Source organism: Pseudoalteromonas sp. UBA6610, assembly GCF_002433295.1.
Lineage (GTDB): Bacteria > Pseudomonadota > Gammaproteobacteria > Enterobacterales > Alteromonadaceae > Pseudoalteromonas > Pseudoalteromonas atlantica.
On record NZ_DJHW01000017.1, the window covers coordinates 1 to 13,501 of the forward strand.

General features: G+C 40.8%; 14 protein-coding genes and 1 pseudogene. 4 read left to right on the forward strand and 11 right to left on the reverse strand.

Annotation, left to right across the window (positions count from 1 at the left end):
• Positions 1-270: 270 nt before the first annotated feature.
• The 11 genes from nqrM to B4F91_RS01770 form a co-directional block, all read right to left on the reverse strand.
• Positions 271-483: a (Na+)-NQR maturation NqrM gene (nqrM, locus tag B4F91_RS01720; protein WP_004587136.1), complete on the reverse strand. Its 213-nt coding sequence runs from the start codon at positions 481-483 to the stop codon at positions 271-273.
• Positions 484-645: 162 nt separating this feature from the next.
• Complete coding sequence (locus B4F91_RS01725) at positions 646-1,677, reverse strand: FAD:protein FMN transferase (protein ID WP_288635347.1); 1,032 nt, start codon at positions 1,675-1,677, stop codon at positions 646-648.
• A 97-nt stretch (positions 1,678-1,774) separates the two neighbouring features.
• The gene (gene nqrF, locus B4F91_RS01730) at positions 1,775-3,004 is read right to left on the reverse strand and encodes an NADH:ubiquinone reductase (Na(+)-transporting) subunit F (RefSeq protein WP_004587138.1); all 1,230 of its coding nucleotides are present in this window, start codon (positions 3,002-3,004) and stop codon (positions 1,775-1,777) included.
• Positions 3,005-3,022: 18 nt separating this feature from the next.
• Complete coding sequence (gene nqrE, locus B4F91_RS01735; RefSeq protein ID WP_004587139.1) at positions 3,023-3,631, reverse strand: NADH:ubiquinone reductase (Na(+)-transporting) subunit E; 609 nt, start codon at positions 3,629-3,631, stop codon at positions 3,023-3,025.
• A gap of 10 nt (positions 3,632-3,641) precedes the next feature.
• Positions 3,642-4,274, reverse strand: a complete 633-nt coding sequence (locus tag B4F91_RS01740) for an NADH:ubiquinone reductase (Na(+)-transporting) subunit D (protein ID WP_004587140.1) — start codon at positions 4,272-4,274, stop codon at positions 3,642-3,644.
• Entirely contained in the window at positions 4,274-5,026 is a 753-nt protein-coding gene (locus B4F91_RS01745) for a Na(+)-translocating NADH-quinone reductase subunit C (RefSeq protein ID WP_004587141.1), read from the reverse strand. The genes B4F91_RS01740 and B4F91_RS01745 overlap by 1 nt, the downstream gene beginning before the upstream one ends.
• Positions 5,019-6,221, reverse strand: coding sequence for an NADH:ubiquinone reductase (Na(+)-transporting) subunit B (locus tag B4F91_RS01750; protein WP_004587142.1), 1,203 nt, complete (start codon positions 6,219-6,221; stop codon positions 5,019-5,021). The genes B4F91_RS01745 and B4F91_RS01750 overlap by 8 nt, the downstream gene beginning before the upstream one ends.
• Before the next feature lie 3 nt (positions 6,222-6,224).
• Entirely contained in the window at positions 6,225-7,568 is a 1,344-nt protein-coding gene (locus tag B4F91_RS01755; protein WP_004587143.1) for a Na(+)-translocating NADH-quinone reductase subunit A, read from the reverse strand.
• 353 nt (positions 7,569-7,921) lie between these two features.
• Positions 7,922-9,115, reverse strand: coding sequence for an enoyl-ACP reductase FabV (fabV, locus tag B4F91_RS01760; protein WP_286936482.1), 1,194 nt, complete (start codon positions 9,113-9,115; stop codon positions 7,922-7,924).
• 124 nt (positions 9,116-9,239) lie between these two features.
• Positions 9,240-9,551 (reverse strand): BolA family protein, encoded by a 312-nt coding sequence (locus tag B4F91_RS01765; protein ID WP_004587145.1) that lies wholly within the window; start codon positions 9,549-9,551, stop codon positions 9,240-9,242.
• 55 nt (positions 9,552-9,606) lie between these two features.
• Complete coding sequence (locus tag B4F91_RS01770; protein ID WP_004587146.1) at positions 9,607-10,218, reverse strand: alpha-ketoglutarate-dependent dioxygenase AlkB family protein; 612 nt, start codon at positions 10,216-10,218, stop codon at positions 9,607-9,609.
• 42 nt (positions 10,219-10,260) lie between these two features.
• Between B4F91_RS01770 and B4F91_RS01775 the strand changes: the two genes are divergently transcribed.
• The 4 genes and pseudogenes from B4F91_RS01775 to B4F91_RS01790 all read left to right on the forward strand — a co-directional run.
• Entirely contained in the window at positions 10,261-11,403 is a 1,143-nt protein-coding gene (locus tag B4F91_RS01775; RefSeq protein WP_024034301.1) for a methyltransferase, read from the forward strand.
• A 1-nt stretch (position 11,404) separates the two neighbouring features.
• A complete protein-coding gene (locus B4F91_RS01780) occupies positions 11,405-11,965 on the forward strand; it encodes a YajG family lipoprotein (protein ID WP_286936480.1) in 561 nt (186 codons plus the stop codon).
• A 2-nt stretch (positions 11,966-11,967) separates the two neighbouring features.
• A complete protein-coding gene (locus tag B4F91_RS01785; RefSeq protein WP_004587149.1) occupies positions 11,968-12,585 on the forward strand; it encodes a peptidylprolyl isomerase in 618 nt (205 codons plus the stop codon).
• Positions 12,586-12,631: 46 nt separating this feature from the next.
• Positions 12,632-13,501, forward strand: a pseudogene (locus tag B4F91_RS01790) (MFS transporter); the annotation flags it as partial.

Below are 13,501 nucleotides of genomic sequence, written 5' to 3' on the forward strand. Positions count from 1 at the left end.
TTCACACACAATATAAAGATTCTTTTAAGCGAGGCTAACTTTTATGCCTCAAGCTTATGACTAGAGCCTTGCTCTGTGTCTATGGTTAAACTTTAGAGTGTTAGCTCCAATTTGACAAACGAGAAAAATAAACCTAATAGGTGAAAAAAACTAAACTATAGACCTTGGTCTAATACATTAAGCTTGCGTTTATTTAAAACAGAGGTTGGACAATAAATACACAGGTACAAAAAAAGCGCCATAAGGCGCTTTTTGTCATTAAGCTACGGCTTAAATAATTTGGTTTTCTTTCCAGGCTTGCTCTTTAGCCATACGCTTTTTACGCTTATCACATGGATCGTCACAATCACAGGCTTTATCAATACCTACCGAGCCTAATCCACCGCAACTACTTGCCATAGATTTTCTTTGCACGATCATACCAACAGCCATAGCTATCACGATTAAAATTAATAAACCAAATGTAAGAAGAAAAAGTGACATTGCTTAGCCCCTATTGATCAGCAATAAATTATGCTCAAACATTGTTGAGCGACCGCTAAATTATACACCCAAAACCCACATAGATGCGAGAGAAGTCTATTTCAAAAAATCGGTTGTAATATGCGTTTAGCACGAATAAAGTTTTAGCTAAACGCTATTATATTACAAATAAGGCTTAAATGCAGTGCTCGCGTAAGTCACAATGCCTTTGTCTGATTTAGCCATTAAGTACACAGGTAAATCGTGCTTTTCAGCGTATGCTTTAGCATTCTCCATTCCCATAACCGTTAATGCGGTTGCTAAGCCATCTGCGGTCATTGCACTAGGATGTAATACAGTAACCGACACTAAGTCATGTTTGATTGGCATGCCTGTTACTGGGTCAATTAAATGAGTGTAAGTTTCGCCATCCATTTTATAAAAAATACGGTAGTCACCTGATGTTGCAATGCCATTCGTACCGGGCGCTAATACACGGTGAACTTTTCGCTCGCCTGGTGGCGCATCTGGCTGCTCTATCGCGATTTTCCAATCTTGGTTATTTGGCTTTTCACCGCCAATGCGCAGCTCCCCACCTATTTCTACCATGTAGTTACTAATATTTTGGCTTTCAAGTAATTGCGCTACTTTATCAATGCCATACCCTTTCGCTGTGGCCGAAAACGACAGCTCTAAACCATCAACTGTTTTAGCAAGGCCCTGCTCAGTAAGATTAAGTTTATCTACACCAATTTTTTCAATCATTGCAGCAAGTGCTTCATCACTTGGGCGCTGAGTTGGTTTTTTATCAGGTCCAAAGCCCCATAAATCTATTAACGGGCCCATCGTAACATCGAGCGTTTTGGTCGACTTACCTAAACGAATCGATTCACTCACCACAGCCCTAAAGTCTTCACTAATTGGCATAACCTGGTTGGCGGGTAATTTATTAAATGTGTTAATTTCAGAATCGGGGATATACGTAGACATAGACTGATTAACCGCTTTCAATTGCGTATCTATTTGCTGCTGTAATTTAGTGGCATCAACGCTTTTATCGTCGGCAAAGTATTTAATATGATAGGTGGTGCCCATCGTTTTGCCTTCTAAAAATACCTCCTGAGGAGTTTTCTCAGCCCCACAGCCAGAGATAAATAGCATTATAGTTAATAAAAAAATACTGATAGCGCCTTGAGAACTGCTTACTCTGTTCATTAAATTAGCCCATGTAAAATAAAATAAAAAAGCCCCGTTGCACAATGTGCGACGAGGCCCGTATTTTAACCAAAACTAAGCTGTTTTGATATGGGTGTTAGCCACCGAAGTCATCTAGTAAGATGTTTTCGTCTTCTACACCTAGGTCTTTAAGCATGCCGATAACAGCCGCGTTCATCATTGGAGGACCACACATGTAGAACTCACAATCTTCTGGCGCTTCATGATCTTTCAAGTAGTTTTCATAAAGTACGTTATGGATAAAGCCTGTGTAACCTTCCCAGTTATCTTCTGGTTGTGGATCAGACAATGCGGTATGCCATACAAAGTTATCGTTTTCAGCTGCTAAGCCGTCGAAATCTTCAACATAGAACATTTCACGCTCAGAACGCGCACCATACCAGAAACTAATCTTACGCTTAGAGTTTAAACGCTTAAGTTGGTCAAAAATATGTGAACGCATTGGTGCCATACCTGCACCACCACCTACGAATACCATTTCAGCGTCGGTGTCTTTAGCGAAGAACTCACCAAATGGACCTGAAATAGTTACCTTGTCGCCTGCTTTAAGTGACCAAATGTACGATGACATTTTACCACATGGTAGGCTTAGGTTTCTTGGCGGCGGCGTAGCAATACGCACGTTAAGCATGATAATGCCTTCTTCTTCTGGGTAGTTAGCCATTGAGTATGCACGAATTGTTTCGTCGTCTACTTTTGACTCCAGGTCGAAGAAACCAAAGTGATTCCAGTCGCCACGATACTCTTCAGGAATATCGAAATCTGCGTATTTAACATGGTGAGCAGGCGCTTCGATTTGGATGTAACCACCCGCACGGAAAGGCACTGATTCGCCATCTGGAATTTGTAGCTTAAGCTCTTTAATGAACGTTGCTTTGTTATCGTTAGAGATAACTTCACAATCCCATTTTTTAACACCGAAAATTGACTCTTCAAGTTCAATTTCCATGTCGTTTTTAACATTTACCTGACACGCTAAACGACAGCCTTCACGGGCTTCACCTTTAGAAATGTGATCAAGTTCTGTTGGTAAGATATCGCCACCACCTTCTTTAATGTGTACACGACACTGACCACAAGAGCCACCGCCACCACATGCAGATGATACGAAAATACCTGATTCAGATAGCGCGCCTAAAAGCTTGCTACCTGCTGATGTTTTAATGGCTTTGTCTGGATCGCCATTAATACCGATGATGATGTCACCGCTTGCAACTAACTTAGATTTAGCACCAATGATAACTAAAACTAGTAGTACAACGATAGCGATGAAAACACCAACGCCTAAGAAAATCTCATAACTCATGATTTATCCTCGCTACCTTTACAGTGAAATACCAGAGAATGACATAAAGCCAAGACCCATTAAACCAACAGTGATGAAGGTAATACCTAAACCACGTAGGCCGTCTGGCACGTCTGAATATTTCATTTTCTCACGGATACCTGCAAGTAATGTAATTGCAAGCGCCCAACCAACACCAGCGCCAACACCATAAACAACAGACTCGCCGAAGTTATAGTTACGCTCAACCATGAATGATACCGCACCAAAAATCGCACAGTTAACTGTGATTAGTGGTAAGAAGATACCTAATGCGTTGTAAAGTGCAGGGAAAAACTTATCTAATGCCATTTCCAAAATTTGCACAAGTGCTGCAATAACACCAATGAACGTTAAGAAACGTAAAAAGCTAAGGTCTGCTTCAGGGTAACCAAGCCACTCTAATGCACCCGGTGCAAGTACGGCATGGTAAACCAAGTTATTTACTGGTACAGAAATACCCAGTACCACAATAACGGCTACACCTAGGCCAATTGATGTAGTTACTTTTTTAGATACTGCTAAGAAAGTACACATACCTAGGAAGAAAGCTAAAGCTAAGTTTTCAATAAAAACCGCTTTTACAAATAAACTAATATAATGTTCCACTGCTTGCCCCTTACGCTTTAGCTTCTACTTGGTCTTTCTTATAAGTACGAAGTACCCATATGAATAAACCAATGATGAAGAATGCACTCGGTGGTAAAATCAATAGACCCATAGGTTGATACCAACCACCATCTTGTACTAATGGGATAATATCAACACCGAATAGTGTTCCCTTACCAAATAGCTCACGAATGAAACCAACAGTAAGTAATACCACTGAGTAGCCTAAGCCATTACCAATACCATCTAAAAATGACATAAGTGGCGGCGACTTCATTGCGTACGCTTCAGCACGACCCATTACAATACAGTTAGTAATGATTAGGCCAACGAATACAGAAAGCTCTTTCGCCGTAGCGTAAGAGAATGCTTGTAATACTTGGTCTACAACAATTACTAGTGAAGCAATGATCGTCATCTGTACGATAATACGTACTGATGAAGGTATGTGATTACGAATGCTTGAAATGAACAAGCTAGAAAACGCCGTTACTAATGTCAAAGCAATTGACATGATTAAGGCATTTTTTAAGCTAGACGTTACCGCCAGAGCAGAACAAATACCAAGTACTTGTAATGCGATTGGGTTGTTAGCTAAAACCGGACCAAATAGGACCGACTTCATTTCTTTAGTATCAGCCATTATTTCAACGCTCCTTCACGTACCTTCGCAAGGAAAGGACCAAAGCCGTTTTCACCAGTCCAAAAGTCAACTGTGTGATCAACACCATTAGAAGTTAGTGTAGCACCTGATAAACCATCAATTTGATGTTCGTTGCTAGCACCGCTTTTCATAATGTTAATAGGTAACTCTTTACCTTGCCATTTAGCTGTCCATTGTGGGTTTTGAATTTCGCCACCCAGGCCCGGTGTTTCGCTATGCTTGTAAAAGTTGATGTTTTTAACTGTTTCGCCATCGCTTTCAAGCGCTAAGAAACCATACATTACACCCCAAAGGCCGTAACCTTGGATAGGTAAAATGATTGCATCTGTAGAACCATCTTCTTTTTTAGAGATGTAAACAGGTGAGTTTTTAGTCATACGCTGAATACCAGCGATGTCCTTAATCCCTTCTGCTTTAAGTGCAAAACTTCTTTGTTGGTCGAATTTCGATTTTTCGAAATCAAATGAGTTTGGATCAGCATCTTCAACAAATTCGCCAGTGTCCATATCAACAACACGTGCTTCGATTTTGCCATCGAATGTGTCAGATACAGAGTTTGCGATTTCAATATCAGCTGCTGCTAAGATATTACGTTGAATATCTTGAGTTTTATTAGCTTGCTGTAAAGGACGAAGCTGTACAGAAGCAAACGATACAATAATTGCACACACTAAACATAGTGCTACAACAACCGTTAACGTTTTGCCGATTGATTCGTTATTACTAGACATTACGTGCCAACCTCCGCTTGATATTAGCTTGCACTACAAAGTGATCGAACAGTGGAGCAAATAAGTTAGCAAATAAGATTGCTAGCATCATGCCTTCTGGGAAAGCAGGGTTTACTACACGGATCATAACTACCATAAAGCCAATAAGCGCGCCGTATGCGAACTTACCTTTATCGGTAAATGCAGCTGATACAGGGTCAGTAGCCATAAAGAACATACCAAACGCAAAACCACCCAGTACTAAATGCCAATGCCAAGGCATTGCAAATACAGGGTTGCTCTCAGAGCCAACCGCATTTAATAAGAATGCAGTTGCCACCATACCTAGGAATACACCTAGTACAATGCGCCAAGAAGCGATGCGAACGTAAATTAAGAATAAGCCACCAATAAGCACAGCAAGCGTAGATGTCTCACCTACAGAACCTTGAATGAAACCGTAAAACGCATTCCACCATAGCTCCATGTTGCTGTAATCAAGAGTGCCTACAAACGCTTGACCTAGCATAGTTGCACCAGAGAACGAGTCTACTGCAGTCCATACTGTGTCACCTGAGATTTGTGCAGGGTATGCGAAGAATAAGAACGCACGGCCCGCTAATGCAGGGTTTAAGAAGTTACGGCCTGTACCACCAAAGATTTCTTTAGCAATAACAACACCAAACGTAATACCTAATGCCACTTGCCATAAAGGAATAGTCGCAGGCAAAATAAGTGCAAATAATACAGAGGTTACGAAGAAACCTTCGTTAACTTCATGCTTACGCACAGAAGCAAATAGTACTTCCCAAAAACCACCTACTGCAAAAGTAACGGCGTATATTGGTAAGAAGAAACATGCCCCGTAGAACATTTTAGCGCCCCAGCCCGACTCAGCGGTTAATTCACCACCAAATAACTGGAACAAGCCAACCTGCCAAGAGTTTGCTAGTTCAAAACCTTGTGCTAAAGCACCCGCGGCCTGATGACCGATGTTGAACATACCAAAAAACATAGCTGGGAACGTCGCCATCCACACTAAAATCATCATGCGTTTTAGGTCGATATTATCGCGAACGTGAGTTGCGCCTTTATTTACATAACCTGGCGTGTAAAAAATAGTCGCGGCTGCTTCATACAGGGCGTACCATTTTTCGTGTTTACCACCTGGTTCAAAATGCGGCTCAATGTCTTCTAAAAATTTCTTTAAACCCATCTCTTAGCCTTCCTTCTCGATCGTTGTTAAGCAATCGCGTAGGATAGAACCATACTCGTATTTGCCCGGACAAACGAAGGTACATAACGCTAAATCTTCTTCATCAAGTTCAAGCGCACCTAATGAAATTGCACTGTCTAAGTCACGTGAAATTAAGTCACGTAATAATAGGGTTGGCAAAATATCTAGCGGCATTACGCGCTCGTAGCTACCAATTGGTACCATGGCACGTTTTGAACCACCTGTAGACGTTGTCATTTTAAATAAACGACTCGGTGCAAGGTGAGAAAGGAATGTACGCGTTACAGAGAATTTATCACTACCTGGTGCAATCCAACCAAACAGCTCTTTTTCGCGACCTTCAAGTAAAACAGATACTTGAACGTGGTAGCGACCTAAGAATGCATGAGGACCTGAAGAAATAGCGCCAGATAAAACAGAACCAGAAATAACACGGTTATCACCGTCTTCTAATTCGCCTGCCACTAAATCATCTAATGAAGCACCTAGTTGTGTTTTCACTAAACGAGGGTTTTTAACGCGAGGACCTGCAAGCGAAATAACACGGTCTGTGTTGATTTCACCAGTAAGGAATAAGTGACCATACGCGATAACGTCTTGGTAACCAATATGCCAAACTTGTTTATTAACAGATACTGCATCAAGGTGATGAATATGAGTACCAACTAAGCCTGCTGGATGCACGCCACCGAACTCATGTACTTCTACTTGAGCGATAGACGAGCTAGGAACTTGACTGCCAGCTTGCTTACATACAAATACTTTGCCATCGGTCAAACGCGAAACAACAGCAAGACCCGCTTCAAATGCAGCTGCATTTTCGGCAATAATTACTGCAGGATCTGCAGCAAGAGGGTTTGTGTCGATAGCGGTTACAAATATAGAGCTAGGATTTGCATCCAACGCAGCTATTTTGCTAAATGGGCGAGCACGAAGTGCTGTCCATTGACCTGACTGAACAAGTACTTCTTTGGCTTTTTCACGCGATAAGCTTGCAAGCTCATCTGCATTGAAAGAGTCAAAGGTGATTTGCTCACTGCCGTTTACTTCAATAACAACAGATTGCAGCACACGTTTAGCACCACGATTAATTTCTTTTACTGTACCAGAAGCTGGTGCAGTAAATAGGACGCCTGGGTTCTTTTTGTCTTCAAAAAGTACCTGGCCTTTTTTGACTTGGTCATCCACACGAACATGCATGGTTGGACGCATACCGATAAACTCTTCACCTAGCACAGCTACACGTTTGATGGCAGAACCATCATGAATAACTTGCTGAGGCGCGCCCTCTATGGGTAAATCCAGACCTTTTTTTATGTTGATCATACGCACTTGCATTAATTAACGGAAAGAAACTGAAAAATCGTATCAACCACGTCGCCACTTGAGTTATCCAAGATATATCAAGGTACAAAAGAACAACTTGCTAGGAATATCAAACAAGCAACGCAGTAAAACTCCTCACATATTGCTTCGATTTTAACATCATTATGTACGACTATGCGAGTGTATTTATGAAAATTATACGACAGAAACGCTTATTTAGTTTTGTTAAGTGTTTTAAATAAAAATCAAGGTAGACCAAAGTGGTAGCCTAAGCACCTAACTGCCACAAAATATCTAAAACACTAAAAGCAAAAAAGCCGCAATAAGCGACTTTTTATAATTACAAAGTATGATTAGCCAATCATGTTTGCAATTGGCTTCACTGCATCTACATCTTGCTCATAGTCAACAGCGTCAATGCCAAAACCAAATAAACGTAAAAATTCGTTATGGTAGCCTACATAATCGGTTAGCTCATCAATTGAGCTCGTGTCTACTTTATCCCAAACAGCTTGCACACGTGCTTGTACATCGTCTTCTAGCTCTTTGTAGTTTTGGAATAAGTGGCCGCCCTCGTCAAAGCGTGGGTTTTCACCGTATAGGTTTTCGCTAAATAAAGCATGAATTTGCTCAATAGTGCCTTCATAAGTGCCATCGGCTTTCATTACTTTAAATAAAGCAGAGATATATAGCGGCATAATAGGAATAGCAGAACTTGCCTGAGTAACAACAGCATTTAAAGACGACACATAGGCTTGACCATTTAAATCTTTTGTCGATTCTTTAATTGCGGCAGTTGCACGGTCTAAATCTTCTTTTGCTTTACCTATTGTTGCGTGCCCGTAGATTGGCCACGTTAACTCTTTACCTATATAAGTATAAGCCGTGGTTTTAAAGTTATCGGCTAGTACGTCTGCTTCTTTTAATGCATCAATCCACATTTCCCAATCTTCACCGCCCATCACTTTAATGGTGTTGTCGATGTCATCTTGGCTTGCGGCTTCTACTGTTACTTCGTCAATTTCGCGCTTTGACGTATTTAAATTTTTTGTAGTTACAGCACTGCCAATAGGTTTAAGTGTAGATGAATACACCTCACCTGTATTTGGATCGGTACGACGAGGCGATGCTAAGCTGTAAATAATACAGTCTACTTTGCCTAAATCTGCTTTGATTGTCTCGATTGCTTTTTGCTTAATTTCGTTAGAAAACGCATCGCCATTAATATTTTTTGACCAAAGCCCAGCTTCATCTGCAGCGTCTTGAAATGCTGCTGTATTGTACCAACCAGCAGAACCTGTTTTACGCTCTGTACCTTCTTTTTCAAAGAAAATACCCAGTGTTTTAGCCCCACCGCCAAATGCCGCCGTAATACGAGACGCTAAGCCGTAGCCAGTAGATGCCCCAATTACGAGTACATTTTTAGGCGCATCTTTTAATTCGCCTTGTTGTTTTACATAGTTAATTTGCTCTTGAACATGCTCTGCACATCCTACAGGGTGTGCGTTAGTACAAATAAATCCACGAATTTTAGGCTTAATGACCATTGATCATCCTATATCTTTTACAATAAAAATTAGCGCTAGTTTAAAGGCTAATACTAAAAACACTGATCTGATCAGTTAAACCTGATCAAATACCCCTATTTATATTGGCTAACGTACATTGTGGTTAATTTAGCTTTGAGCCGCCCATACAATTTGGAGAGTCAGGTGCTTCGCCACCCTGCTCTGAAAATTCATCTGGCGTGTACGTATGAATTGCTAAGGCATGAATGTGATTTGCTAGCTCATCTTTTAGTACTTCGTTAATTTGGCGGTGGCGCTGTAGTAATCGTTTACCCGCAAACTCTTCACTTACCACAATTACTTTAAAATGCGACTCAGTACCGGCGCTGTGCATATGGCTTTCGTTAATTACGTTTAAATGCTTACAGGCAATCGCGCTACTAAGCTTGTCTTGAATTTGTTGTTGCATTGACATTAAAACACCATATTTAGTCACTGATTTGTGCAGCTACTATAACAAGTTAATTTAACTAACTAAATTGCTTTTGTTTAATGTGCTCAATAAAGCGGTACGTTAAGCTGATCCGTGGGTGAGCAAGCGTTGTTTGTTTGGGGATTGCGTGCTGGTAGTCGCGCTGACTATGCCCACTCATCACTAAACAACTGCCGCTTTGTAATTTTAAGTCGGTGACTTTATTGGTGGCTTTTTGTTTTAATTTGAGTACGCGCTCAGCACCAAGCGATATACATACAATGGTAGGTTCAGGGCCTAGTTCTATTTCATCATCACTGTGCCAGCCCATGGTGTCGTTACCATCACGGTAATAATTGACTAATAACGAATTAAGCGGCTTATTTAAATGTCGCTCTAAACGTTTTCGCATTGCTAAAAGCACCTCATCCCACGGCTCTACTATTTGTTTACTGTGTGAGTAACCATATTCAATATTTAAGTCGCTCATAAAACATTGCAAACGTGGAATGGGCCCTGTTCTGCCATACACAGTAACATTAGGCTGCTGCCAATTAAGATTTTTTTGTAAATAATAAAATAAATCGAGGCTTTTTTGCGCACTAAGCGCCTTACTTTGATAAGAAAAGCCGTTTGGTAACTGTTGGGGGTTGGCGTTTTGCCGTTGCATGTTAGAATTTACCTACATTAGATTACTGATCAACAAACCATTATGACGACGCAAGCCCAGCTAGGCGATAAAACATTTACTCTTGAACGTTTCCCTTTGGATCAAAAAAACCGCAGTTTACAAGCGTGGGATTCGGCCGACGAGTACCTTATCAATTATGTTAACGAACATCACCCTGATTGTCGCTCATTACTAATTTTAAACGACGCGTTTGGCGCCCTTGCCTGTTATTTTAGTGAATTAACGGTTTGTTCAGTTAACGATTCTTATATTAGCCACCAAGCTGCAGCCTATAATTTAAAAGAAAATAAACTATCAACAGCCCAATTTACACAGTTAGATAGCTTATCTGCGCTGCCTGAAGAGGTTGATTTAGTACTTATAAAAATACCGCGTAACGTCGGGTTTTTACAGTTTCAATTAAGCGAGTTGAGTGAAGTACTTGCCCCTGGCACACCGGTTATTGCCGCGGGTAAAACAAAGGAGATTCATAACTCAACTATAAAAGCGTTTGAGCAATTTATTGGCGAAACCAAAACAAGCTTGGCCGTTAAAAAGTCGCGTTTAATATTAAGTACAGCTAAAGGCGGTTATAAAGAAGCTAACTTCCCAGTAAGTTGGCAGCTTGAAGGCACTGATTTTAATATAACGAACCATGCCAATGTGTTTTCGCGCGATTCGTTAGATATAGGTGCACGGTTCTTTTTTAATTACTTGCCGCAAACCTCAAAAGCAAAAAGTATTATCGACTTAGGTTGTGGAAATGGCGTAGTGGGCTTAATGACGTTATCACGCTGTCCAAATGCGTCGGTAACCTTTGTTGATGAGTCGTACATGGCGGTCGAATCTGCACGTTTAAATGTAGAACTTAACCAAGCAAATAAATTTGATGATTGCCAATTTATAGAAAACGATTGTTTAACCGGCTTTGCAAGAGACAGTGTGGATATGGTGTTGTGTAACCCTCCATTTCACCAAGCCCAAGCTGTTACCGACCACATTGCGTGGCAAATGTTTAAACAAGCAAAAGATACATTAAAAGAAGGTGGCGAGCTGCGTATTATTGGGAATCGTCATTTAGATTATCACGATAAATTAAATCGTATGTTTGGTAACTGTAAGCTATTAGGTTCAAACAAAAAGTTTGTAGTGCTCAGCGCAACTAAAAATAGTGGGATGCTATAAAATGAAATTAACTAAATTTATTTTAGCCTGTTGCTCCATGCTGGTGTTTAGCGCATGCAGTAACCAGCCAAACCAAGTAATATTAAACCCGGTTTATAAAAGTGGCCAAATTAGCGTTATTTCAGCCAGTTTAAGTACCAGCGTTATTGATTTACGTGGTGATAGCGCAACCCTTAAGCTTGCTGAGTCGGACAAAACCAAGACCTTTGCCAGCCAAGATATTGTAACCTCTGTTAAAAGCGTATTAGATAGCGCGCTAAATCGTAACGGAGCAAGTATTTCTAACCTAGCAACAACCCGCTTTGAACTAGATATTCATGCCCTACAAGCAAAGGTGACTGAAAAGCTCATGAGCCATACCAGCGAAGCGCACATTGAGCTAGGCGTAAGGGTCATTCGCTCTACCAGCAATTTTAGTAAAGTGTATCGTGGCAGTGCTAATTTAGAAGGGCCGCTGAGCCACGATCGCGCCAAAATTGAAGGTCAACTCAATAAGTTGACGGAACAAATTATAACCCGCATTGTATCGGACCCAGAATTAATTGAATTTTTAGAAGGTTAACAATGAAACGATTTTTAATCTGCTTAAGCCTACTATTTAGTGTAAGCACCTTTGCCGCGCAAGAAGGCCGTTTTGTTCAAAAAGACAATATTTTCCCGCGTGTAGAAATAGTCACGTCATTGGGTAGCATTGTGGTTGAGCTAGACCGCTCAAAAGCCCCTATTACGGTAAATAACTTTTTAACCTACGTAATGGATAAAAGTTACCAAGGCAGTATATTCCACCGTGTAGAACGTGATGTTGAAAACGACCGTGACTTTGTAATACAAGGCGGTGGCTACGATAAAGACCTTGATGGCTTACACGAAAACGACCCTATATTTAACGAAAGTGGCAACGGTTTAAAAAATGATATGTACAGCATCGCTATGGCGTATCAAGACCGTGAACCGCATTCAGGAACTCGCCAGTTCTTTTTTAATATGGATGATAACGATCATTTAAACCCAGGTAGAGATTGGGGCTTTGCCGTGTTTGGCAATGTAATGGATGGTTACGACACACTAGATAAAATTATGGCTGTAGAAACCGGCTTTAATGAAAAAATTGGCTACGACTTTGTACCAAAAACGCCCGTTGTTATTTTAAATATTAAAGTACTTGAGCAAACCCCATTATAAATCACTGAGGTGCAACTAAGTTGCACCCAACGCCAATGAAGGCCCTATGAGCAAAACCCTCTCAGTAAGCGAATATTTCTCGTATTTTAAAGATAAACGTTTAATCAATATTTTTATATTTGGTATGAGCAGTGGTTTTCCATGGGTACTGATTGGCTCTGTGATGTCGGCTTGGCTAAAAGACGAAGGCCTAAGCCGCAGTATGATTGGCTTATTTGGTATTGTATTTGGCGCATACAGCATTAATTTTATGTGGTCGCCGCTTATTGATAGAACCAAACTGCCATTATTGTACAAATGGTTTGGGCAACGTCGCAGCTGGATTTTATTTTGCCAAAGCTTTATGTTTATTGGCACCCTGCTTTTAGCGGGGCTTGATTTAAAAGCAAACTTAGCGATTGCCGCCGGCTTATGTTTACTCATCGCAGTCGCCTCTGCCACACAAGACATAGCAATTGATGCTTTTAGAATAGACACGTTAAGCGAAAACGAATCTCATAAAGCCACTGCAGCTGCTGCTATGGCCACATCGGGTTGGTGGACAGGTTACGCATTACTGGGTGCTATTCCTTTTTACATGGCCGATATCCCCTCTTTAGATTGGCCACAAGTGTATTACTTTTTAGCCGCTGTTATGTTGATACTAATGAGCGGCGTGTTGTTTGCCAAAGAGCCTAAATCAAACCGAGAAGCTGTTCACGCAGAGCTTGAGCGCGTATACCTTGAAAAACTAGCCAGCATTAAGCAAACGCCCTTTACTAAAGTGATTGCTTGGCTTGGCGTTACAGTGGTTGATCCCTTTAAAACCTTTTTTGCTAAAAATGGGGTTAAAACAGCCCTTGCCTTATTAGCATTTATTTTCTTATTTAAAATAGGCGAAGCTTTTTTAGGGCGTATGTCGATTGTTTTTTATAAA

What these genes read in the sequence shown, in the direction of transcription:
- B4F91_RS01745 (WP_004587141.1), bottom strand. Translation starts at nt 5,026, where the DNA reads ATGTCTAGTAATAACGAATCAATCGGCAAAACGTTAACGGTTGTTGTA.
- B4F91_RS01780 (WP_286936480.1), top strand. Translation starts at nt 11,405, where the DNA reads ATGAAATTAACTAAATTTATTTTAGCCTGTTGCTCCATGCTGGTGTTT.
- B4F91_RS01750 (WP_004587142.1), bottom strand. Translation starts at nt 6,221, where the DNA reads ATGGGTTTAAAGAAATTTTTAGAAGACATTGAGCCGCATTTTGAACCA.
- B4F91_RS01775 (WP_024034301.1), top strand. Translation starts at nt 10,261, where the DNA reads ATGACGACGCAAGCCCAGCTAGGCGATAAAACATTTACTCTTGAACGT.
- nqrF (WP_004587138.1), bottom strand. Translation starts at nt 3,004, where the DNA reads ATGAGTTATGAGATTTTCTTAGGCGTTGGTGTTTTCATCGCTATCGTT.
- fabV (WP_286936482.1), bottom strand. Translation starts at nt 9,115, where the DNA reads ATGGTCATTAAGCCTAAAATTCGTGGATTTATTTGTACTAACGCACAC.
- B4F91_RS01770 (WP_004587146.1), bottom strand. Translation starts at nt 10,218, where the DNA reads ATGCAACGGCAAAACGCCAACCCCCAACAGTTACCAAACGGCTTTTCT.
- nqrM (WP_004587136.1), bottom strand. Translation starts at nt 483, where the DNA reads ATGTCACTTTTTCTTCTTACATTTGGTTTATTAATTTTAATCGTGATA.
- B4F91_RS01740 (WP_004587140.1), bottom strand. Translation starts at nt 4,274, where the DNA reads ATGGCTGATACTAAAGAAATGAAGTCGGTCCTATTTGGTCCGGTTTTA.
- B4F91_RS01755 (WP_004587143.1), bottom strand. Translation starts at nt 7,568, where the DNA reads ATGATCAACATAAAAAAAGGTCTGGATTTACCCATAGAGGGCGCGCCT.
- B4F91_RS01765 (WP_004587145.1), bottom strand. Translation starts at nt 9,551, where the DNA reads ATGTCAATGCAACAACAAATTCAAGACAAGCTTAGTAGCGCGATTGCC.
- B4F91_RS01725 (WP_288635347.1), bottom strand. Translation starts at nt 1,677, where the DNA reads ATGAACAGAGTAAGCAGTTCTCAAGGCGCTATCAGTATTTTTTTATTA.
- B4F91_RS01785 (WP_004587149.1), top strand. Translation starts at nt 11,968, where the DNA reads ATGAAACGATTTTTAATCTGCTTAAGCCTACTATTTAGTGTAAGCACC.